The 19,943-nt window shown below is 37.8% G+C and carries 20 protein-coding genes and 1 pseudogene; 4 read left to right on the plus strand and 17 right to left on the minus strand.

The window, feature by feature from the left end; all coding sequences use genetic code 11:
- Nucleotides 1-34: 34 nt before the first annotated feature.
- Nucleotides 35-283, plus strand: a complete 249-nt coding sequence (locus tag ACYH0O_RS12640) for a hypothetical protein (protein WP_482628997.1) — start codon at nucleotides 35-37, stop codon at nucleotides 281-283.
- 219 nt (nucleotides 284-502) lie between these two features.
- Here ACYH0O_RS12640 and ACYH0O_RS12645 read toward each other — a convergent pair whose 3' ends face one another.
- From ACYH0O_RS12645 to ACYH0O_RS12670, 6 genes are all read right to left on the minus strand, one after another.
- The gene (locus tag ACYH0O_RS12645) at nucleotides 503-1,600 is read right to left on the minus strand and encodes a GerAB/ArcD/ProY family transporter (RefSeq protein ID WP_482628998.1); all 1,098 of its coding nucleotides are present in this window, start codon (nucleotides 1,598-1,600) and stop codon (nucleotides 503-505) included.
- Between the two features lie 39 nt (nucleotides 1,601-1,639).
- Complete coding sequence (locus tag ACYH0O_RS12650; RefSeq protein ID WP_482628999.1) at nucleotides 1,640-2,731, minus strand: Ger(x)C family spore germination protein; 1,092 nt, start codon at nucleotides 2,729-2,731, stop codon at nucleotides 1,640-1,642.
- A gap of 17 nt (nucleotides 2,732-2,748) precedes the next feature.
- On the minus strand, nucleotides 2,749-4,230 hold the full coding sequence (locus ACYH0O_RS12655) for a spore germination protein (RefSeq protein ID WP_482629000.1): 1,482 nt from the start codon (nucleotides 4,228-4,230) through the stop codon (nucleotides 2,749-2,751).
- A gap of 924 nt (nucleotides 4,231-5,154) precedes the next feature.
- The gene (locus ACYH0O_RS12660) at nucleotides 5,155-6,072 is read right to left on the minus strand and encodes an NADP-dependent oxidoreductase (protein WP_482629001.1); all 918 of its coding nucleotides are present in this window, start codon (nucleotides 6,070-6,072) and stop codon (nucleotides 5,155-5,157) included.
- Nucleotides 6,073-6,423: 351 nt separating this feature from the next.
- The gene (locus ACYH0O_RS12665) at nucleotides 6,424-7,086 is read right to left on the minus strand and encodes an NAD(P)H-dependent oxidoreductase (protein ID WP_482629002.1); all 663 of its coding nucleotides are present in this window, start codon (nucleotides 7,084-7,086) and stop codon (nucleotides 6,424-6,426) included.
- Between the two features lie 327 nt (nucleotides 7,087-7,413).
- On the minus strand, nucleotides 7,414-8,064 hold the full coding sequence (locus ACYH0O_RS12670; protein WP_482629003.1) for a peroxiredoxin-like family protein: 651 nt from the start codon (nucleotides 8,062-8,064) through the stop codon (nucleotides 7,414-7,416).
- 787 nt (nucleotides 8,065-8,851) lie between these two features.
- Between ACYH0O_RS12670 and ACYH0O_RS12675 the strand changes: the two genes are divergently transcribed.
- Nucleotides 8,852-9,481 (plus strand): TetR/AcrR family transcriptional regulator, encoded by a 630-nt coding sequence (locus ACYH0O_RS12675; RefSeq protein WP_482629004.1) that lies wholly within the window; start codon nucleotides 8,852-8,854, stop codon nucleotides 9,479-9,481.
- Between the two features lie 443 nt (nucleotides 9,482-9,924).
- The gene (locus ACYH0O_RS12680; RefSeq protein WP_482632659.1) at nucleotides 9,925-10,221 is read left to right on the plus strand and encodes a hypothetical protein; all 297 of its coding nucleotides are present in this window, start codon (nucleotides 9,925-9,927) and stop codon (nucleotides 10,219-10,221) included.
- A 322-nt stretch (nucleotides 10,222-10,543) separates the two neighbouring features.
- Here ACYH0O_RS12680 and ACYH0O_RS12685 read toward each other — a convergent pair whose 3' ends face one another.
- From ACYH0O_RS12685 to trxB, 6 genes are all read right to left on the minus strand, one after another.
- Nucleotides 10,544-10,936, minus strand: a complete 393-nt coding sequence (locus ACYH0O_RS12685) for a hypothetical protein (RefSeq protein WP_482629005.1) — start codon at nucleotides 10,934-10,936, stop codon at nucleotides 10,544-10,546.
- Between the two features lie 604 nt (nucleotides 10,937-11,540).
- The gene (locus tag ACYH0O_RS12690) at nucleotides 11,541-11,780 is read right to left on the minus strand and encodes a hypothetical protein (RefSeq protein ID WP_482629006.1); all 240 of its coding nucleotides are present in this window, start codon (nucleotides 11,778-11,780) and stop codon (nucleotides 11,541-11,543) included.
- Between the two features lie 328 nt (nucleotides 11,781-12,108).
- Complete coding sequence (locus ACYH0O_RS12695) at nucleotides 12,109-12,579, minus strand: YkgB family protein (RefSeq protein ID WP_482629007.1); 471 nt, start codon at nucleotides 12,577-12,579, stop codon at nucleotides 12,109-12,111.
- Nucleotides 12,563-12,820: a hypothetical protein gene (locus ACYH0O_RS12700; protein ID WP_482629008.1), complete on the minus strand. Its 258-nt coding sequence runs from the start codon at nucleotides 12,818-12,820 to the stop codon at nucleotides 12,563-12,565. The genes ACYH0O_RS12695 and ACYH0O_RS12700 overlap by 17 nt, the downstream gene beginning before the upstream one ends.
- Before the next feature lie 373 nt (nucleotides 12,821-13,193).
- Nucleotides 13,194-13,508 (minus strand): thioredoxin, encoded by a 315-nt coding sequence (gene trxA / locus ACYH0O_RS12705; RefSeq protein WP_482632560.1) that lies wholly within the window; start codon nucleotides 13,506-13,508, stop codon nucleotides 13,194-13,196.
- A 184-nt stretch (nucleotides 13,509-13,692) separates the two neighbouring features.
- Entirely contained in the window at nucleotides 13,693-14,646 is a 954-nt protein-coding gene (gene trxB / locus ACYH0O_RS12710) for a thioredoxin-disulfide reductase (RefSeq protein WP_482632561.1), read from the minus strand.
- A 472-nt stretch (nucleotides 14,647-15,118) separates the two neighbouring features.
- On the opposite strand from trxB, the pseudogene ACYH0O_RS12715 reads away from it, so the two are divergent.
- Nucleotides 15,119-15,394 (plus strand): annotated as a pseudogene (locus ACYH0O_RS12715) (thioredoxin family protein); the annotation flags it as partial.
- Nucleotides 15,395-15,608: 214 nt separating this feature from the next.
- Here ACYH0O_RS12715 and ACYH0O_RS12720 read toward each other — a convergent pair.
- The 5 genes from ACYH0O_RS12720 to ACYH0O_RS12740 form a co-directional block, all read right to left on the minus strand.
- Nucleotides 15,609-16,037 carry a hypothetical protein gene (locus ACYH0O_RS12720; protein WP_482629009.1) on the minus strand — a complete coding sequence of 143 codons (429 nt, stop codon included), beginning with the start codon at nucleotides 16,035-16,037 and terminating at the stop codon, nucleotides 15,609-15,611.
- Nucleotides 16,038-16,445: 408 nt separating this feature from the next.
- Nucleotides 16,446-17,815, minus strand: a protein-coding gene (locus tag ACYH0O_RS12725; RefSeq protein ID WP_482629010.1) for an IS3 family transposase whose coding sequence is annotated in 2 segments (ribosomal slippage) — nucleotides 16,446-17,350 and nucleotides 17,350-17,815 — 1,371 coding nt in all. Because the reading frame shifts where the segments join, the coding sequence is not laid out codon by codon here.
- A 112-nt stretch (nucleotides 17,816-17,927) separates the two neighbouring features.
- Nucleotides 17,928-18,371 carry a carboxymuconolactone decarboxylase family protein gene (locus ACYH0O_RS12730; protein WP_482629011.1) on the minus strand — a complete coding sequence of 148 codons (444 nt, stop codon included), beginning with the start codon at nucleotides 18,369-18,371 and terminating at the stop codon, nucleotides 17,928-17,930.
- Between the two features lie 59 nt (nucleotides 18,372-18,430).
- Nucleotides 18,431-19,069: an FMN-dependent NADH-azoreductase gene (locus tag ACYH0O_RS12735; RefSeq protein ID WP_482629012.1), complete on the minus strand. Its 639-nt coding sequence runs from the start codon at nucleotides 19,067-19,069 to the stop codon at nucleotides 18,431-18,433.
- 89 nt (nucleotides 19,070-19,158) lie between these two features.
- On the minus strand, nucleotides 19,159-19,800 hold the full coding sequence (locus ACYH0O_RS12740) for an FMN-dependent NADH-azoreductase (protein ID WP_482629013.1): 642 nt from the start codon (nucleotides 19,798-19,800) through the stop codon (nucleotides 19,159-19,161).
- Nucleotides 19,801-19,943 lie beyond the last annotated feature (143 nt).

Below are 19,943 nucleotides of genomic sequence, written 5' to 3' on the forward strand. Positions count from 1 at the left end.
TTTCTGTTTGTAGTCGCGCGGAGGTCTTAGCATCATGCTGAAGAAAGAAAACCAGCCGCTTACCCCAAAGGATCTTCAATTGAATTTACCTCAGGAAAAAGAGTACAAACGTTTGCCAATGGCAATGATAAAAAAGTGTGCAGCTGTCCATCATCTCCTGGACTTGAAAATTACACCATATATATTAAACAAACAACAGAATGAAGATTGGTTATTTTTTTTATCCAAGTTACAGACTTTCAATGGCTTTTGTTTTACCCATGTGCTTATGTATTTGCCATAAGTGATGCAGAAAAGTATCAAATATATTATATTTTAATCGGGAGCAGTCTGCCTTTAAACGTTTTAATGATCAAATCAAAATGAAAGCCTTTTTTATTTCAAAGTGACTATCTTACTGGCCACAACTCAAAGAATACTCCATAGCTTTTGTCCTATTTATAATTATTCACTAAACAAGCCTGAATTATAATCCATTCGTTTAGGGTTGCAGCAGTTATTACTACGCCTTATTCCAATTTTTCCTTATTTTCGTGACGACGAACATAAACGGGATATACCCATAAATAAAATAAAGTCCGGCATCTAAATAAAACTCGGAAATCCATTGAAATATGTTAGGTTCCTTCACAAAATACTCTAATATCAGAATTACAACCAAAAAAGCAAGCAAGCTTGCACGCGGTTTGATCTGGAACACATTTTTCATTCCACGACATGCCGCCCATAAGTTTAAAGATATGTTTGCTAATATTTTTATCAACCACATTGAAATGGCTAGATACTCTACTCTCTGTAACACAGGACCCTCAATAATCTTGAGCATATTAAGCGTCGGCCAAAAGATTTGGAGTAATTGCCCTTCACTGAAATACATAAACGTTATGATTATTATCATCAAATACATTAATGTAACGAACACTACCGTTAAATGTGCCCATTTTTGAGATTTTGCCGGTGATTTAATAAATGGGTAAAAGAGTAGCAGAGCTTCAAATCCCATGAATTGATATATCATGTATTTAGAAGAGAGTAAAATGTCGGTTATTGAATGATTAAACAGAGGCATCATGTTTAACGGATGTGTATACGGCAAAACTAACAAATTCTCTGGAATAATAAAAGTAATAGTAATTAGTAATCCAAAAAAACTTAATGCTGTAACCGACCGAACCCCGCCGGATACGGTATAGTAAATGAGCAACAACAAAATGGTGCATAAGAGTAACATATTCATTGAGGGAAACACCCACACTTGAATAACTTCAATATAGGCTCTGAATTCCATATAAGCTCCGACACAAAAATAAAGAACGATTGCGAAATTGATTAGGTTCCCTGCAATTTTTCCGAAACATGATTTATTAATTGCAGTTACATCTAAATGTTCTTGATTAGAACGTAAAATATTATAAATCATCCATAAGATTATATTAATACTAATACCTACTAAAACAACAGAAATATAAGCATTATATCCTGCATGTTCGGCCAATTCTCGTTGGAAATTCAGTACACCGACCCCGACCATACTGACATACAAAAGAGGAACAATTAAGGATGGAGATATTTGGTGTTTTTCGTCAACAGGATTTTTCATATACTAAACACCTCACTAAACTGTACTTCCAGATATCTTTCAACCACTACCATTATTGACAATTTTAACCTGAACACTCACCGTTGTTTCTATTTCTTGATAAGTGTTTTCAAAATCTTGGGCACTCCATTCCTTAGACCGACTTCTTACCAAGTCGCCCAGGCCCACTGGATCAACTTTATTTTCCTTCATTAGTGACAATAATTTTTCAATTTCTGTTTTAAAATAAGAACCCATTGTTTTTTCAAGCTGTGTAAGCTGCTCTTCTGATTTCAAATCCACCCAATCCGGGACATCCTGAAGTTCCGTCACCATATCCAACCGAATTGAAATAGAGGGGATTGGATTAACTTTGTTTACAACATAGTTTGCAGTTGAATGCATGCTTCTTAATAAGATAGAATCTTCATCCTGTTTGGTTGATGCTTTTCCTGCAACTGGAACCACGTAGTTTCCATTTTTTGAGTTCTGAATAAGCATTTTTAATAAGAAAGCTTCCTTCATGCTAATTTCGGTTATCTTTTGATCACTTTTAAATAAAGCCAGACCATCGATTATTACTTCCCCGTGATCCTTTTTAAAATACGGTAAAAACATGTCTCGTCCTTCACCATAATAATTAAACAAGGATTCATGAAGGTTCATCAGCGGTAAGTTTCCGTTTTTCATGTTTTGCTCAATCATATCCGAGAAAAAAAAAGGTTCTTCATGTTTTTGTATGAATTCCAGCAGTCCCGAAGCGTCCCCATCCACGACTCCAAGCTGAAGCCGAGATGAAATTTTAGGGTCGATGAGTAAATTATGGATCTCAGGCTCAATCCCTTTTTCTGCCTTAGTTTTTCCGAATAACATCATCCTTAGCTGTCCCCTTTCAAGGGGGGCTTTTGTCCGCTTATTTAATCGTGACAGGGCGCCTTTACTAGAGTTGGATTCCGTATGTAAAACATGTATTTCTGTTTTTCCCTGTTCATTAAAGTGAGCAATTAGAGCAGAACTTTTTATCCCATTCCGAACGGTATCAAAGCTAATTACATGGGTAAGAATAATCTCATTCACAATTTTTTGATCGGCACAAGCCGTTAAAACTCCACACAAAATGATAACCAGAAAAATTTTCCTCCTATTCATCATGGCCCTCCTTTTATCATTTATTCTTCATCTAAGTCATTTTTCTGTTTAACTGATTTAGGCATATACCTAAATATAGAATTTGGTCTTAAATGTTGAGGTCTTTTATTCAAGATTTGAAAGGATGAACGTATAAAACTGTCTTTAAGATCCATAGTCCTTAATGGAAAAATCGGAACCATGTAAGGAGACCCTAATGATTTTAAACGACTAAGATGGACTAACAGAAAGCCCACCCCGATAAATAGGCCAATTTCCCCCCATATTGCTGACAAAATGATGATAGGGAAACGTAAAAATCGTATCGCATTTGACATCTTATATATCGGTGTCGTAAATGAGGCTAAAGCCGATAGCGAAACAAGAATTAGTAAAATATTACTTGTTAAAGCTGCTTCGACTGCAGCTTGACCAATAACAATTCCTCCGACAATACCTAAGGTTTGGCCAATTTTTGTTGGTAATCTGGCCCCAGCTTCCCGAAGAAATTCAATGGTTATTTCTAAAAAAAGCACTTCAATGAAGGGCGGAAATGGAACGTTTTTTCTGGAAAAAATAAGGGGGCTAAGTAAATCCTTTGGTATGACTTCATAATGGAATGTGGTTATTGCAACATACATTGACGTGGCAAACAGCGAAAAAATGACACCAAAGATTCGAATCAATCGAAAAAAAGAACCTAATATCCATGGCAAATAATAATCTTCGGGAGAAATGAAAAAATCAAATAATGTAGAGGGGCCCGTAACAATATAAGGGGACCCGTCGGTAATGACTGCGACTTGCCCGTTAATAAGTGAATACACCACTCGTTCCCTGCGTTCTGTTGATGCAAACAATGGAAATGGGGTCAAAGAATTGTCTGATATTATTTGGTCCAGTACGGACGAATCAAACACGACATCGTGATCAATAGCAGTAAGTCTTTGCTCAAAAGTTTGAATATGCTGTTTATTTGTCACCCCATCAATATAAATTAGTGCGACTTTTGTTTTTGAAGTTGTTCCAATGATAATTTCTTTTATAATCAAGTTGGGGATATTGATTTGTGATCTTAGCAAACTGATGTTTGTATCCAGGTCCTCTACGAACCCGACTTTAGGACCTACGACGCTAAACTCATTTTCCGTATCATTATTCTCTCGCAATCCACGATTGTCCGCTAAATTAACCAACGCACACTTTGGATCGTTTTCATGAAGTTGAACGAGCGTATATCCTTTCAGCAGTTTGGATTGAATGTTGGTTAACTCGTCGGTAATCTCTATATCATTAATGGGAATCCAGGCCTTAATATCCTCGATTTCCTTGATTTCAGAATCCAATGAGCGATTTTGCAACACAAGAATCAAATGTTGTTGCATCCACTTCGCATCGACTAAGGTAATATAATAGAAAATATTTACTTCTTGTTTTCCAAGTAAAATCGATGTTTTCTTAAAGTCACTCGATTGTCCGGAGAATTGTAATAATTGATCGAGGTTTTTAAATTCAGTTTTCATTGCGAATAAATCCTTCCTGGCTAAAATCTCCAAATGTTCATTATGGTACCATGTTATTTTTGTAAAAAACTCTTTTTTTATACATAAGTGGAATCACAAAAAAATTTGTCTGTCCAAGGACGTTGAACGTTGATCTGTATTTCTTTCAGTCCATGGGTGAGTATTGGAGGCTATTGGAAAAACATCGTGGTTATCCAGTAACAGGTCCCGGATTTTTTGGGATATGGGGACTAAGCGGACATTTTCGCGATATGTTGGTTGTGCTACAAATCGAGAATAACAGAGAATTCAGGCTTTATCTGCGGTTCGTACCGAATCCGAAAATATCGAAGACTTAAATGCGCTATCTGCCGAGAAATGGAGTTGTTGAAGTAGAGAGCTTGTAGTACCAGTTTTTTCGGCTTATCGGTAGATTTCGTAAGTACGGAATCTCATTAAATATTTATGGGATGATTTTGAACCGACTACAAGGAGAATTATTCCAAGTCTTTACTCTCGGGTTAGAATGTTTTATCAAGGAATCGCTCGGAAACCGTCCAGCCCTTTGCATTAAGTCGCTTTGTTCATGGAACAGCTACTACAAATAGCACAAGGAAAGAGAGAACGGGAATAGCCCAGAAATGCCGACAGGCTTTGCTGTCACTTTTATCTTGGCACTTTCACAGTCACTGCCACTACAGTAGCAGCAACTTCTAGCAAGCCGCACATCTTCTTTAATCGTTCGATGAACTGGATCTTAGTTCTTTACTTTCTAAAGATGACCGTGAAACTCTACACACATTGAAAAGCAAAGACCACCGGATTTCCGGTGGTCTTTGCTTTTACCTTAAGGACTTGTAAATTGCTTTTTAGTTCCCATGTCCTGAGCCGGAAATGACAGGGCCTCAAGGCGACGATTATTCACTAGGCCCGTTCCGTGAGTCCTTACGAACGAACGCGGATGATCGTCTTTCCCTTAATCCGCTCGGTTGGGTTGAAGGCGGCGACAGCATCTTCAAGGGTCGCCACATTGCCGATGTTCGTCCGGATCCGACCATCCCGGACCCGCTGAACGATCTCACCAAGTTGGACGCGATCAGCCTCGACGACGAAATCAATCGCCAAACCATCGGCCGGCTGTGCCTCCGGCGGACCGGCGATTGTCACCAGCATTCCACCTGCGCGTACCAGACTCGCTGACCTCTTCCCGATGTCGCCACCGATCACGTCGAAAACCAGATCGACGCCACCTACCTCTTCAAGCGATTCGTTGTCAAGGTCTACGAATTCCTGTGCGCCGAAGTTGAGCGCCGTCTGACGGTCGGCGGCATGTCCTGTGCCGATGACGTAGGCTCCTGCCTCGCGGGCAAGCTGCGTCACCATCGAGCCAACTCCACCGGCCGAGCCGTGCACGAGAACACTCTGTCCTGCCTGGAAGCGGCCGTGCACGAACAGTCCCTGCCACGCGGTCAGACCTGAGATCGGTAGGCTCGCTCCCTCCGTGAAGTCGATATCTCCTGGCAACGGCGCGAGGTTTCGTGCCTCGACGGCCACGTACTCCGCGAGGGTTCCGTCGCGCGTCCAGTCCGTGATCCCGAATACCCGTTGTCCTACCGACAGTCCCCTCGTGCCATATCCGAGAGAGCTGACCACTCCGGCCACCTCGTGGCCGGGGATTGACGGTGTGCGGTCTCGACCATTGCGATCGGTCCAGGTTCCGGGCCACGTTAGCTCGCCTGGGGTGAATCCCGACGCATGAACCTGAACGACGACATCATTCCCCGCCGCCTTCGGTTCCGGACGCTCAGCCAAAGTCATCCCGGCCGTTCCCGCGGCCTCATCTGTCACTACAATCGCTTTCATTTGAATACCTCCCTGTATAGTCTTCGCCTGTACTGCACGTCGGTCCGAAAGCTATTAGCGCCGCCAAATCCCCGCTTACCACGGCAGTTAAACTGGCGTAGAGGCGCTGCTACAACCCACGTTATTCGTTTGTTGAGTACGATGGATAGTCACCATCGTACTCACCTCACCATTGATTAATTGCTTAAACGGATAAAATCGGATACAAAAAATGCTGGAAGCCACTTTCATTAGTTTGTACCGCTCACATACGATATGAAAGGGAGGGTCGCATCGACAACATTCATAAGCAATCCAAAATCTGTCTTCACGGACTTGCTTGGGAAGCTTACACGTGCCGCCATATTGTATTTATTTGACCCACTTCACAACATCATCAAACGGAAGGCGTATTCTCGGTCCCGGCTCTTTTTTACGATAACCGAAGGCAATCATGACCGAGATGGTAAAGTGTCCGTCCTCCAGAAGCCCTTCCTCTTCCAACAGCTGATTGATTTTCTCAATGTTAAAGCCTTCAATCGGACATGAATCAATGCCGATTAGAGCCGCGGCCGTCATCATGTTTGCAAGCGGAATATACGTCTGCTTAATGGCCCAATCGGTAAGAAAGCGTTCATGATCCAGAAGCTTGAAATCATGTCTCTGGAACTCTTCAAAGATTTCAAGATGTCTTGGCAGGCGCTCCTTCGGAACGGCTTTGGACTGCTGCTCCTTCTGGTATGCGGAGTCATATCTCATATCCTGTGGGGTCCGGGAAAGAATAATGACGAAATGACTGGCTTCTGGCAGTTTGCTGGCCGCACCATACGAAGAATTTTTTATTTTGTTCCGAAGCTGTTCGTTTTGAACAACAACAAATTTCCACGGCTCAGAGCTAAACGAGCTGGGCGAAAGCCGGCCCGTTTCCAAAATAAATTTAAAGTCCTCGTAGGAGATGGTTTTGCTTGGATCGAATTCTTTGGTTGCATGGCGAAAATGATAAGCTTTCAAAATTTCTTCCTTGGTAATTGTCATGATATATTCTCCTTTTAACCAACATTTAGTAGAGATGCTTAGTTGCCCAATGTGTACAACAGCAACCTACGTCTGCCGCACGTGGCTTTATCAAATTGTTCGAATATTTTATAAAATCGTAGAGCTTCTCCATAAATAAAGTCCTGTTCGAGCGCCGGCTCCTATTGTTGCTGAACACACCCATTAAAGCTTCTCTTGTATCACCAGCATATATGGATATGTTCGGTCTCATCGTACGTACTGCAAGATAATTATAGATGTAATATCCATTTCTTCAGACTTGTTCTTGGCAAGAACAATTGCTACAAATGAATGATGTAAAAATCGTTACAGCTTTTTTAGCTCTTGCAAAATTTCCTCCGGGCTTTGACGCTGCATGAAATTCGGATTGACATAGGAGGAGCGAATAATGGCGCTCTCATCAATCATGAAAGTAGCAGGAACTGGCAAAACCCATTTCGAGGTATTGTTGTACTCCGCAAGATCAAGTCCGATACCTTCCATGACCTCCTTTACTCCCGGCGGAACATCGAAGAGAAGATTGTACTTGGCCGTTACCAGGCCGTTCGGATCGCTCAGGACTTGAAATTCTAATTCTTCCTTTTCCTGAAGGGATAACGAATGATCCGGATTTTGCGGGCTAATCGCTATAAGCTGCGCACCGATCTCCTGGATTTCCGGCAATATCTCCTGGTAAGCCTTTAATTGCATATTACAAAAAGGACACCATCCGCCGCGATAGAAAACTAGTACAACCGGCCCTTTCGCGAGCTCTTCAAATAGAATTACGTCACGGCCTAGTGCGTTTGTTAATTTAAAGTCCACCGCCTTTTCGCCCGGTTGCTTCCCAGAAGCGATCCCCGATTTCTGCAGTTCCTCAATCATTTGTCCGATTTTGATCTGCGCTTCAATCGGTGAATTTGCCTTGAACTGCTGTGTGGCCACCTCAAGCTGTTCGGTTAAATTTTGGTTACTCATCGTTCTGGAACCTCCAATATCGAATGATAGCTTAATTATAATTCTAAAAAAAACAGAGTTCTGTAATGCAGCTTACAGTTCTCAATTTTATTTTTTGAAATAGGTGTATAACGGCGAACAAAGTAATGTAGATGACGGATGCCGATTTAAGTTGACATGTTAATCTGTAAACTAGACCGCAAATCACCATTGAGCTATCAGTGAATTTTATTTTTTCCTTGATGGCAGGAGAAAATTCGCTTAATTAATAAAATAAGGATACAAATGTAAAATGGAAATATGGATGAAGATAGTCGTTTTAGGAGGAATAGCGTTTTTCGAAATCCAACAATTCCTAAGCTTATATAAAACTGCTCAGAATTAGATTTTTTTTGAAGAACTGGAGTATTCATGGACCACACCATGGTACCCAAAAGTCCTACAGTGCGACTCCCAGATTTTTTTCACAAAGTTTCCATCTGATACATGTTAATCGCCATTTCAATTTCCAGCTGTTTTTTGGTTAAGAATTCAAATGTTTAAATACTCATAATATTTCTATATATTCCACGCTATTTAGATTTTCGCTTTTAACTTACCCATCTCTAATGAAAGTGGCTACGTTTAACAAAGTGATGGTTATTATTACCACCTGATAACCTGTTATGGATTATTTATATTTTAATCATTTAAAGAATCGATTAATAATTTCGTGGATTCCCTTTTTAAGGTATACTATCCATTTTTTAATGGCATTTCTAAAACGATTTTTGGAATTGTAAAATCTATTTTTTTGCATACTTATTATATGGAAAAACTAAATGAAACGAGGAAATCAAAACATCGGCTGACGAAAAAGGGTGAAGAGACTCGTTCTCGAATAGTTTCTGCTGCAGCCAAATTGATGTTTGAGAAAGGCGTTGCAGGTACAAGCTTAGAAGATGTACAAAAAGAGGCTCAAGTTGGATCGTCCCAGATATACCATTACTTCAAGGAGAAGCGAGAACTGGTTATAGCCGTAATTATTTATCAGACCGAGAAAGAGCTAAGTACCCAAGAATCTTTGGTAATCCAACTTGACAGTATGGAAGCACTAAAAACTTGGCGCGATGCGATGGTTCAACTTCAAATTGAGAGGAAATGTCGTGAAGGGTGTCCAATCGGAACGCTTGCCAGTGAGTTGTCAGACTTTGAGCCAGATGCGCGTTCCGAGCTCGAAGCCGGTTTTATGAAGTGGGAGAACTTTATTCGAAAAGGGCTAAGTGAGATGCAGAAGCGTGGCGAGCTGAGCATCAATGCCAATCCAGGCGAACTCGCTCTAGCGTTGCTGACCACGCTTCAAGGAGGACGTCTTCTTACGCAAGTTCGAAAAGAAACACTACCTCTTGAAGTAGGATTGGACAGTATGCTAGCACATATCAGCTCATTCATCATTTGATATCACAGAAAGATAAACCTTATCTAATTGCACAAGGCTAAATACATCATAATGAAAGGAGGATAATGTTTTTATCCTGTTTTGATCTATGAATGGAATCGGTACGATTGTCCCTTTTGAAACCATAACTCCCATAAGGATAAAGAGTTCCTTTTAAGGGCTTAAAGCAGAAAGTAGGATGGAAAAAGCACACTAATTCGAAACTGTACTTACCTTTAAATGTTAGATACTAACTAATTTCTACGGGGTAGTCAAATTATAGCTGAAGGAAAGTTAAAGATTGTTTAAGGGAACGAAAGTATTCATAATATCACAAGAGAAGCTAGTGGTTCTCCTACTATTGTGAGTTGGCGGATTAGGCTGTATGAACAATTCTGAATAGAAGCATTTTTAAATCTTATACAAGTTACTCTTTAGAGCTTGAACTAATAGCACATTATTGTATGAACGAAACAAGTACACACTCTGTTTTTCAGACATGGTCTGAAACTGGAGGGATCGTTGCACTAAGAAAATGGATTATCAGTTGTTTTGATTTGTGTATAGGAGAGATCATCCCGTTTAAAGTAAGAATTGTCCTGTTTGTTCCCTGGTTGGTGATATTGTTAGGAAGAACAGTGAACCCATTAAAAATTGAAAATACAATGATCCTCCATTCAGATCAAGGGTGGGCCAATATCAAAACAAACTTAAAGAGCACGATATTCGTCAGAGGATGTCCCGAAAAGGAAATTGTTTAAATAAATCAGTCATAAAAAATTTCTATGGGTTATTAATGTCATAATTTCTTTACATTTTATGGGACAATTTGAAAGAGAGAATTAGAAGAGTATCTTTATTATTACAATCGCAAAACGAATGAATGCAAAAATAAAAGACCTAAACCCAGTGGGATACCGAACTTAGGTCTTCCGAACCTGCATAGCCATTAATGTCTATCTTTATTGGGTCAAAACATAACAAATGTCGTGAGTTTTTATAATGGGAACATCAATGTTTTGGTTATTAGTAAACCATCTAATGTAAATTTAGATAAATTAAGAAAATAACACCCACTACTAACTATTTATTTTCATTAATAGGTGTACCTGGGATTACACAACCTTCGGGACCACAGGCTAATCCTTCTTTTAAAAGGGCTTCTTGTGCCTTTTCTTTCTTTAATTGTTCCTGCTGCCATTCAATATCAATAATGGGTGAAAATTTTTCTGGATATCGTATATACCATCGTTGTTTTCGAATAAGAAAATTATCTGTATCAAGAAAAAGAGACTCGTCTAGTTCTTTTAATGCTTCTTCTTTTTTTCCGTTATTCGCATATTCCATCCCTAACTTAAACTTAGTTTCTGAAAGTCGCTTTTCTATGTTATTAACGTTATTGGAGGGAGCATAGTATTCATCATCTAAAATAACTTTTTCTACTGTTCCGTGTATTAGTTTTTCAATTGCGTCCAAATGCGTGGGATTTGAAACATGGAATCCTTGTTTAATTAAACGAATTGTACTGTTTTTATCGACGAAAATCCCATTCGGTCCAATTTTAAATTCAAAATAATTCGCTAATGAATTGTCCGTATCGATTACTGAAGTAAATGCCTTATCTGCTACATAGGGTTTTACAACATCTGCACCTTGAATATCGACGGAAACAGATAGAATTTCAAAGTTTTTGATGCTTATATTTATGATAAAAATCCTGCCTACCTGGCAGTTTATCCCTGCACCGTCACCAGGAAGCCCACATAAAAATTAATATGTTTTTTCCTTTAAAATCGTTGATTGATACAGTCTTCCCTTGTAAATCCTTAAATGAAAAATTCTTCATTTTAGTTAATATCATCATTTCCCTCCTAACATTAGTCTTACCTACTCAAAAACGTTTACACTTTATAACTGTTTATTAATAAATAGAATAAAGGATAGCTTCAAAGTTGAAGGACAGATAATAAAACATTCACAACCGTTTTAACTCGTCAAATTTGAAATTATTATGCGTACGCACATTTTATAGTAGAACGATCGGTAGGAAGAAAAACAATTGTTTCTGCGATCTCATTCGCTAAGGCAGGACGGCTTGTCGAAGCTTGGGTTGCCAGTTGATCATACGATTCGGCCACTGCTCACGTTCGTGTAGACTCTGGAGTGATGGAATAAAATCTTCACCAATAGGACCATATTCGGCTGACCTAGCTAAAATCACTTCACGGTTTTTTACATCACTAATACCCTCACCATGGTCAGGATAAAATAGAAAGCAATCACATAGGAAATGATCGTCTCTTTGAAATACTGCGCTCAAGGGAAATCCTCTTTTCCTTTAAATAAGAAAACAAGGGTGAACTCATCGCCCTTGTGTATTCATTTTTAACACAGACCTAATCCAGCAGCTTTTACACTTCAATATTGATACCACTCATTCACACTATTTTCCCATTGATTGTAACTGCTGGAAAGGATTTAACTCCATAGTCGTTCGCTTTCGCTAACCCCTCTTCCCTATTCAAAATTTTGGAAAAAACATGCAGATCTTTAATAAAACGAACAAATCATAGACGTTCGGAACCATTCAAATAATCTGATTATTTTCCCACTTCCGGATAGCACTTCTCCCGGGTTTCATGGAACGTTCAACGTCTAACCGCCTTCAGTGACTCTCCCAAGGCAAACACAGAAGCGCCAAGCAAGACCAGATCCTTCAACAGAAATTGACCTGGCGCAGCAGAAAGGGCGGGAAAACCGAGGCTCGGCTCAAAGACACCCGGCGTGGAAACCATGAAACTCAGTGTCGTCAGAAATAGAATGCAGGAAAGAAACGCTCCAACAGCTGACAGCTTTGCAGACACAAAGCGGCTGAGAATCAGTAGGCCGACTAATAATTCTAATATGCCCAATAGAGAAGAAAACGTACGAATTGAAAAATAGTTGTAAAGCCATCCAAGTACTGGGCTGTTGCTTACAAGGCCGGCAATCTCGTTCGCTTCGTAGGCAGTGAATTTCATCGCACCAATCCAAATATAAACTATTGCAAGTGTAATAAACAAACCCTTTGTACCGATGATCTCAATTTTTTGACCGAAAGCTTCAAATAACTTGAACATGAACGTTTCCTCCTCTGCCATTAGAGATAGTAAGTTTGTTATTTACCGAACGACTATAAAAATGGTCCTCCATTTTCCACTCGGATCCATACTTTTTTATCATACCTGCGCTTTTTCGAAAAACCTGTCCGTTACATTCCAATGTGTCGAATTTTTTATTAAGTTTATAACCCACTTGCTTTAGAGCATCTTCACAAACACTACAGCCTGCTATAAATACTTCGATTAATCTTTTTGCCACTTTAATTCACTCCTTTTGATAAATTTTTTTCGAACACTGACTTTTTAGAACTCCAGAACCAGGGCATTTTTCAAACAAACCATCTAACAAGAATTACATATCGTTTAAACACAAATCTTTTTATCAATTTCCTCAATTTTTCCTGATGCAAATTCGATCATTTCTTCTTAATGAAGTTTTTTATCCCTGTTTGATACAGTTGGTAGATCTTTAATATTTTCCAAAGTAACCTAAGATCCTGAGCTCGTTTAATAAACTCAATGTCTTGAATTAATTTATGCGGATGCATTTTGTATCCGTATCACTTGTGGGTGGTGTAAGCAACGCTGGTACTACCCCGAAATGAGGGTTACTTCTCAATGCTTTTTTAGGCTTAGGTATGCTTATTTAATACTTCCTCAAGTGCTTCCTTAGACTTAAAACCAACCAAAGTATCTACAACATTGCCATCTTTCATGACTAGTAGAGTCGGAATACTCATGACACCAAATTTGTTGGCTGTTTCTTGGTTTTGATCGACATCAATCTTTATAATCTTAACTTGGTTCCCCATGTCTTGATCAAGCTCTTCAAGAACTGGTGTAATCATTTTACAAGGTCCACACCAAGTGGCGAAAAAGTCAGCTAACACTATTCCATTGTTAGTTTCTTCCTTAAAAGTTTGATCAGTCACGTTTAATAATGCCATCACTTATCCATCTCCTTAAAATTTGTAATAGTCTTTTCTTACACTTACGAGTATAGTTTTTTTTTTGTATTTAAATATGTTAGATGGCTAACATTTAGTCATTATATTTAAGAATTGTTGGTGGCAAAATTTTATCAATACAAAAAAACACACCATCTGTTCGAAGAGATGTTCATTTTCTCATTTAGCTTTTTAATTTTTCCAAGAGCTCTTCAACATACTGCTGGGCACTTTGTGCGGCAATACTACCATCACCAGTTGCGGTTACAATTTGACGTAAGGTTTTTTCACGAACATCCCCTGAAGCAAAGATACCTTCCACTTTTGTTTCCATTCGATTATTTGTTTCAATGTAGCCCATTGAATTCGTGATTCCAAGTTTCCTAAATGGCGCTGTTAGTGGAACCATTCCGACATATATAAATACACCATCTATAGTAAACTCTGTTTCAGCGCCCTTTTCCGTCGATACTAGCGTCACTGACCCTACCTTTCCGTTTTGCTCATTAATGGTTTTAACTGCTGTATTAAACATAACCTCAATTTTTTCATTATCAAACGCACGTTGCTGTAGAATTTTCTGCGCTCTGAATTCATCACGTCGATGTACAATTATCACCTTATTTGCGAAGCGAGTTAAGTATACACCCTCTTCAACAGCAGAGTCTCCTCCCCCCACTACCACAAGATCCTTGCCTTTAAAAAAGGCTCCATCACAAACTGCACAATAAGATACACCACGTCCTGCTAGCTCTTTTTCACCAGGTGCACCCAGCTTTTTATACTCAGCACCGGTTGCGATGATCACGGCGCGAGCTTTATATTCCTTTGAAGTGGTTTTGACAGTTTTATACTGCAAACCATTTTCAATGTCTTTAATATCTCCATATGCATATTCAGCACCAAACTTCTTTGCATGCTCAAACATCTTGTTAGAAAGATCAGGACCTAGAATATGATCAAATCCAGGATAGTTTTCAACCTCTTCTGTATTGACCATTTGTCCACCGGGCACTCCTCTTTCAATCATTAAAGTTGAAAGGTTGGCACGAGATGTATATACCGCAGCTGTCATACCAGCTGGGCCAGCTCCAATTATAATCACATCATAGATTTTTTCACTCATCATCTTATCCATCTCCTTTTTCATTTAAGCAACTTTGAAAGTCTAATATGAATTGTCTATTGTCTTACTTTTCGAAGTATAAACTAACTTAAAACATAAAAATGTTAGATAGCTCACATTAAAGATGGTTTATTTTATTAACAAAAACAGCGGTTAGACTATGGCTTGTAAACATATCTAATCATTTCATAACATCATACAAGTGGGGTACGAAGGTTTGAATTTGTACATATAAATGAAAACTTTCTTCAGCATGTAATAAATGCTGAAGTCGAGAATGAGAAGCTTGCGAAGGTTATTAAGCAATAGAAAAAAATAGGAGAAACTTCCTGATAAAAGAGAATATTTCAACGTGTAAGCCTGATTACAGAATACAAAGTGGTTATCTCGTATCATGATGTTGTGTTAGATAAATAACTGAACATTTATGGAAAGGAAGGTAAATATGGAGAAAAGAATAGAAAATCAACCGGATTTCAACTAAATTATTGACTCAAAGGAGCCAGTTGTTATCAAATTCGACACAAACTGGTGTCCAGATTGCAAACGTATGGGTGCATTTATGGGAGAAGTATTAGAAGAATTCAATCCATTTTCTTTTTATAAAATGGATCGAGATGAATTCCAAGAAATTTCAACCATGTATAAAGTGATGGGAATTCCGAGCATACTTGTATTTAAAGAAGGTGAGAAAATAGGCCACTTGCATAGTGCAAATGCCAAAACACCTGAAAGTGTAACTGAATTTCTAACAATTTATTTTGGGGTCCTACCAACAAAACGCGGAAAACATACGCTAAGAGAATTTTGGAATGAAAAAAGCCGGTTTTCCCTACGCTAAGAGAGTAACATCAGGAAAATACGGGTTTACAACGGTAAGGAAATCCAAATATAAAAAAAAGCCTAATTTCTCGCTTTTAACACCGAGAAATTAGGCTTTAGTTACTTCATTAAAGCGCCCTTTAATTGAGGAACTATCTACTTGTTTGTATAATTTCCCTCGATTTAGCATCATAAATTTTATAACCTAATTCAAACTCATGATCCTTTGTGACAGTGACCTCACAATAGTAGGGAACTGCCCCTCCATAAGAATCCAATTCAGGAATATCTCTAAAATAAAATACCTCGTTCGTATCAAGTATTTTAAATGCTGCTTCACTGGATCGCCCAGATGAATCTATCTCGATGGTGCAACTCCCTTTTACAACATCATACTCTTTAAATATCATATATTTTAGGCTAGGGAGAGTTATAACTAGCAATAATCCACCCAGTATTAATGACAAAAGAGCTTTAAATGTATTGAAAATAGTAAATTCTTTTTCCTTGTACATATAAATAAACCAAAAAACACCAATGAACAATAACACCAAACCGAGTATCAACATAGCATTATACATTTGAATCCTCATTCCCATAATGTAAGTAGTTTCATTCACTTTTCATTTTATTGTATATACTTTTAAATACATTAAAAAGTTTCGTGAAGTTACTCCATTACCTGGCCAAAGAAATAAAGAAAAGACACATTTCTTACTTCTGAAATGCGCCCTTTAATTGAATAACTAAAATCTGAAATCACTCATAAAATCACTTCAATTTTATTAAACTAACGCACCCGATAGTTTAAGTACAATATTTCACAATCTTCTATAAGCAAAAAGGTGGCCATCATACTGGAGAATTATAGAAGATTCTGAAATGAGATAAGGTGGACCTTGCAAGAGGAATTTTTATGCTTTATATAAGCATAAAACGTAAATGCATCCAAACTGGTGATCTGACCCAATAAAGTTAGACAAATATTTTTAGGCAGCTTCTAAGATCTGAGTTCGGTATTCTACTGGACTCAGATCTTTTAATTTTGCCTTCATTCGTTTGTGATTGTAATAATCAATATATGCTACTAATTCTTGTTCAAAATGCTCGATACTCTCAAATTCTTGCAGGTAAAGTAGTACAGACTTTAATAAGCCAAAGAAATTTTCGATGACCGCATTATCTAAACAGTTGCCTTTACGAGACATACTCTGCGTAATTTTGTGCTGTTCTAATGTTTTTTGATACCGTTTCATTTGATAATGCCAGCCCTGATCAGAATGAAGAATCACTTGATCTCCCGGTTGAAGATGCTCAATCGCCTTGTCTATTATATCGCCAACGAGTTTATAAACTGGGCGTTTCATAACGGTATATGCAACGATTTCACTATTGCACAAATCGAGTACTGGCGAAAGATAACGCTTCTCCCCAAACAAGTGGAATTCTGTGACTTCTGTAACCCATTTCTGATTCATTTTCTCTGCCTTAAAATCGCGTTGTAATACGTTTGGCGCAATTTTTCCTACGTTGCCTTTATAGGAATAATATTTCTTCATACGCACCAGACATTTTAAGCCCATTTCATTCATTAAACCATTAATAGTTTTTGGGTCATGATGAATACCTTTTTTCTTTAGTTCTTTCGCGATACGGCGATAGCCATAACGCCCTTTATGTTCATGATAGATTTCTTTTATTTCTTCTTTTATATTCGCATATTTATCGGCTTGATTTAATCGTTTTTCCCAATAATAATACGTACTGCGTGGAATGTCAGCGACTTCAACTAAATCCACGACATCATACTGATCCTTTAGTTCAAAAATTACTTGCGCTTTGATTTTGTTTGTAATTTTTCCTGCATTTGAACTAAAGCATTCAACTTTTTTAAGTAAGCATTCTCCATTTCTAATCGTTCATTTTTCGCTTGTAATGCTTCTACTGTGCCTTCAACTGGTGTTAGTGTTTCTTTCTTTGATTCACTTTTCTTTGTTTCTTTCTTCATTGATAGACGCCCCTTTTTCATTGGTTGTAGGGCATCTATTCCACCTTGTTTCCAATTTGTTCGCCAATTTCGAATCATTCCAGGAGAAGAAATATTGAAAATCTCAGCTGCATCAATAGAGGATGTACCCGTTTCGTTCATATAATTTAGTACATTCATTTTAAACTGTGTTGAATAGCTTGTATAGTTTTTTAGAAAGGCTTCGCTACCTTGTTGTTCGTAAAGGCGAATCCATCCACTCACAATCCTTTTATTTACCCGTACCTGTCGCGCAATTTCCTGGATAGATTCGGTACCATTCAAATACCGTAAAACAATATGTATTCTATCTTCTGCTGTAAAAATAGCCATAAAAAAACCCCTAAATGTTAGATTGTTGTCTAACATTTAGGGGGCAGTTCACTGGATCACTTGGATGCTTATTTCTACAATCTGAGATGAACACTATTATATTTTTTAGTAATTATTTTTCAGTTGCTGTATTTCCCATTGCAATAGAAATTCTATTCCAACTGTTGATTTGATTAATTATCAGAATAAGGTCAACATATTGTTTATCGACATAATGTTCACGTACTCGTTGATAAAGCTCATCCGGCACACGTTTTGTTGGGATTAAAGTCACGTACTCTGTCAACTCAAGAGCTACTTTTTCTGCATCTGTGTAAAATGTGCACTCTCTCCAAGCACTAATACAATATAATCGTTGTTCCGTTTCTCCCATTTTTCTAGCATCAGCTGTATGCATGTTAATACAAAATGCACAACCATTAATTTGAGAAGCCCGAATTTTTATAAGTTCACGAAGTTTACGGTCTATACCTGTAGTTTTCGTATACTTCTCCATTTCCATCATTATTTTAAGTGCTTCTGGTGCTACATTGTAATAATTAATTCGTTGTTCCATTTTAATTAACTCCTTAAAAGGGTTATTCAATAAAAATTCAAATTGAAGATGAAGTCAAATTAAAAGGCCATAGCATGTTTTTCTGCATCTAATATACCTTTGCGAATAATATCATCTGCTTTATCTCTGTCAAAGTCATGTCCTTCCACATACAATACTTCCACATCATCTATACCTATGATATTAAGCACTTGTTTTAAATATGGATGACTATGATCCATTTTCGCAAAAGGTCCATGTGAGTAAATTCCACCACTTACTTGAACGTGAATAGCTTTTTTACCTTGTAAATGTCCAACAGGTCCATTCTCCGTATAATGAAATGTTTTTCCTACCACTACAAAGGAATCGATAAATGCTTTTAATCGTGGAGGAGTTCCCCAGTTCCACATAGGAGATACAAATACATATTTGTCAGCGTTCGCTATCATGTCTGTAAATGTATTTAAAGCATTTATTTTTTGTTGTTCTATTTCATTCAATTCTGAAAAGGAAATTCCGTCTTTACGCATTTTTCCCCAACCGTTAAGGACATCGTAATCTATTACTGGAAAGTCTTCTTCATATAAATTTATTTCTCTAATCTCGTCATTTGTATGAGAGTGGCGATAAGCTTGAAGAAAAGCTTGCCCTACTCTATGACTAACTGAGTTTTCAACTGATTTTGGATTAGCAGTAATGTATAGAACTTTCGCCATGTTAAACCAAACTCTCCTCTTTTGTTAAATTGAAGGAAATGTCAAATTAATGATTAATTTTTCATTTCCTTTCTTTGGACAAGTGTTCTTTATTTCGTAGCTAATCTCGAAGCAGCTTCTTCAACTTCTTTATATGCTTTCTCTAATACCTCATTCGGCTCTAATAAAGCAGTTCCTTGTGCGCGAATGATTTGATAATCTTCAATCCCAAGGAAATTGAACATTGATTTCAGGTATTTATGAGAGTATTCAACTTCTGTATACCAATCATCATTTGTATAGATTGATCCACTTGCTTGTATGACAAGCATTCTTCGTCCGTCTTTAAGGAGGCCCACTGACCCATTTTCAGTATATTTAAAAGTTTCACGTGCGATCATGATATTATCCATATAATCTTTTAACTTTGAAGGTATATTAAAATTATGCAACGGTAAAACGATGACATACGTATTTGCACTTTTAAATTGTTGCAAGATCTCGGACATACGCTCCGTTACTTTTTGTTCTTCGAAGGTTAGTTCTTCTTCTTTTCGTTGTTTTTCCCATGCGCTTAAAACCGTTTGATCTACCATAGGCACTACATTACTGTACAGGTTAATCTGTTCAATTGCTTCGCTATCGGGAATTAGCTCTTTATAAGCTTTCAAAAAGTAGTTAAAAACCTTCAAGCTAATTGAAGAAGTATCATCTATTTTTGGATGTGCGTTAATGATAAGTGTTTTGTTCATTGTTATTTCTCCTTTAAAATGAATTTCATGCCCTGATTAAAGACTAGATTAATCGACGATTAACATGGTCAATAATATATGCTATAATTATTTTTGTCAAATGAATATGATTTACCCAAAAGATAATTCTTTTTATTGACTAA

The organism is Rossellomorea sp. H136 (assembly GCF_056838065.1).

Excerpts from the sequence above, each read along its gene's own strand:
- ACYH0O_RS12655 (WP_482629000.1), bottom strand. The coding sequence starts at position 4,230 with ATGAAAACTGAATTTAAAAACCTCGATCAATTATTACAATTCTCCGGA.
- ACYH0O_RS12675 (WP_482629004.1), top strand. The coding sequence starts at position 8,852 with ATGGAAAAACTAAATGAAACGAGGAAATCAAAACATCGGCTGACGAAA.
- ACYH0O_RS12660 (WP_482629001.1), bottom strand. The coding sequence starts at position 6,072 with ATGAAAGCGATTGTAGTGACAGATGAGGCCGCGGGAACGGCCGGGATG.
- ACYH0O_RS12640 (WP_482628997.1), top strand. The coding sequence starts at position 35 with ATGCTGAAGAAAGAAAACCAGCCGCTTACCCCAAAGGATCTTCAATTG.
- trxA (WP_482632560.1), bottom strand. The coding sequence starts at position 13,508 with ATGGCATTATTAAACGTGACTGATCAAACTTTTAAGGAAGAAACTAAC.
- ACYH0O_RS12645 (WP_482628998.1), bottom strand. The coding sequence starts at position 1,600 with ATGAAAAATCCTGTTGACGAAAAACACCAAATATCTCCATCCTTAATT.
- ACYH0O_RS12650 (WP_482628999.1), bottom strand. The coding sequence starts at position 2,731 with ATGATGAATAGGAGGAAAATTTTTCTGGTTATCATTTTGTGTGGAGTT.
- ACYH0O_RS12740 (WP_482629013.1), bottom strand. The coding sequence starts at position 19,800 with ATGAACAAAACACTTATCATTAACGCACATCCAAAAATAGATGATACT.
- ACYH0O_RS12670 (WP_482629003.1), bottom strand. The coding sequence starts at position 8,064 with ATGAGTAACCAAAATTTAACCGAACAGCTTGAGGTGGCCACACAGCAG.
- ACYH0O_RS12680 (WP_482632659.1), top strand. The coding sequence starts at position 9,925 with ATGAACGAAACAAGTACACACTCTGTTTTTCAGACATGGTCTGAAACT.
- ACYH0O_RS12695 (WP_482629007.1), bottom strand. The coding sequence starts at position 12,579 with ATGTTCAAGTTATTTGAAGCTTTCGGTCAAAAAATTGAGATCATCGGT.
- ACYH0O_RS12665 (WP_482629002.1), bottom strand. The coding sequence starts at position 7,086 with ATGACAATTACCAAGGAAGAAATTTTGAAAGCTTATCATTTTCGCCAT.
- ACYH0O_RS12730 (WP_482629011.1), bottom strand. The coding sequence starts at position 18,371 with ATGGAACAACGAATTAATTATTACAATGTAGCACCAGAAGCACTTAAA.
- ACYH0O_RS12720 (WP_482629009.1), bottom strand. The coding sequence starts at position 16,037 with ATGTATAATGCTATGTTGATACTCGGTTTGGTGTTATTGTTCATTGGT.
- trxB (WP_482632561.1), bottom strand. The coding sequence starts at position 14,646 with ATGGATAAGATGATGAGTGAAAAAATCTATGATGTGATTATAATTGGA.
- ACYH0O_RS12735 (WP_482629012.1), bottom strand. The coding sequence starts at position 19,069 with ATGGCGAAAGTTCTATACATTACTGCTAATCCAAAATCAGTTGAAAAC.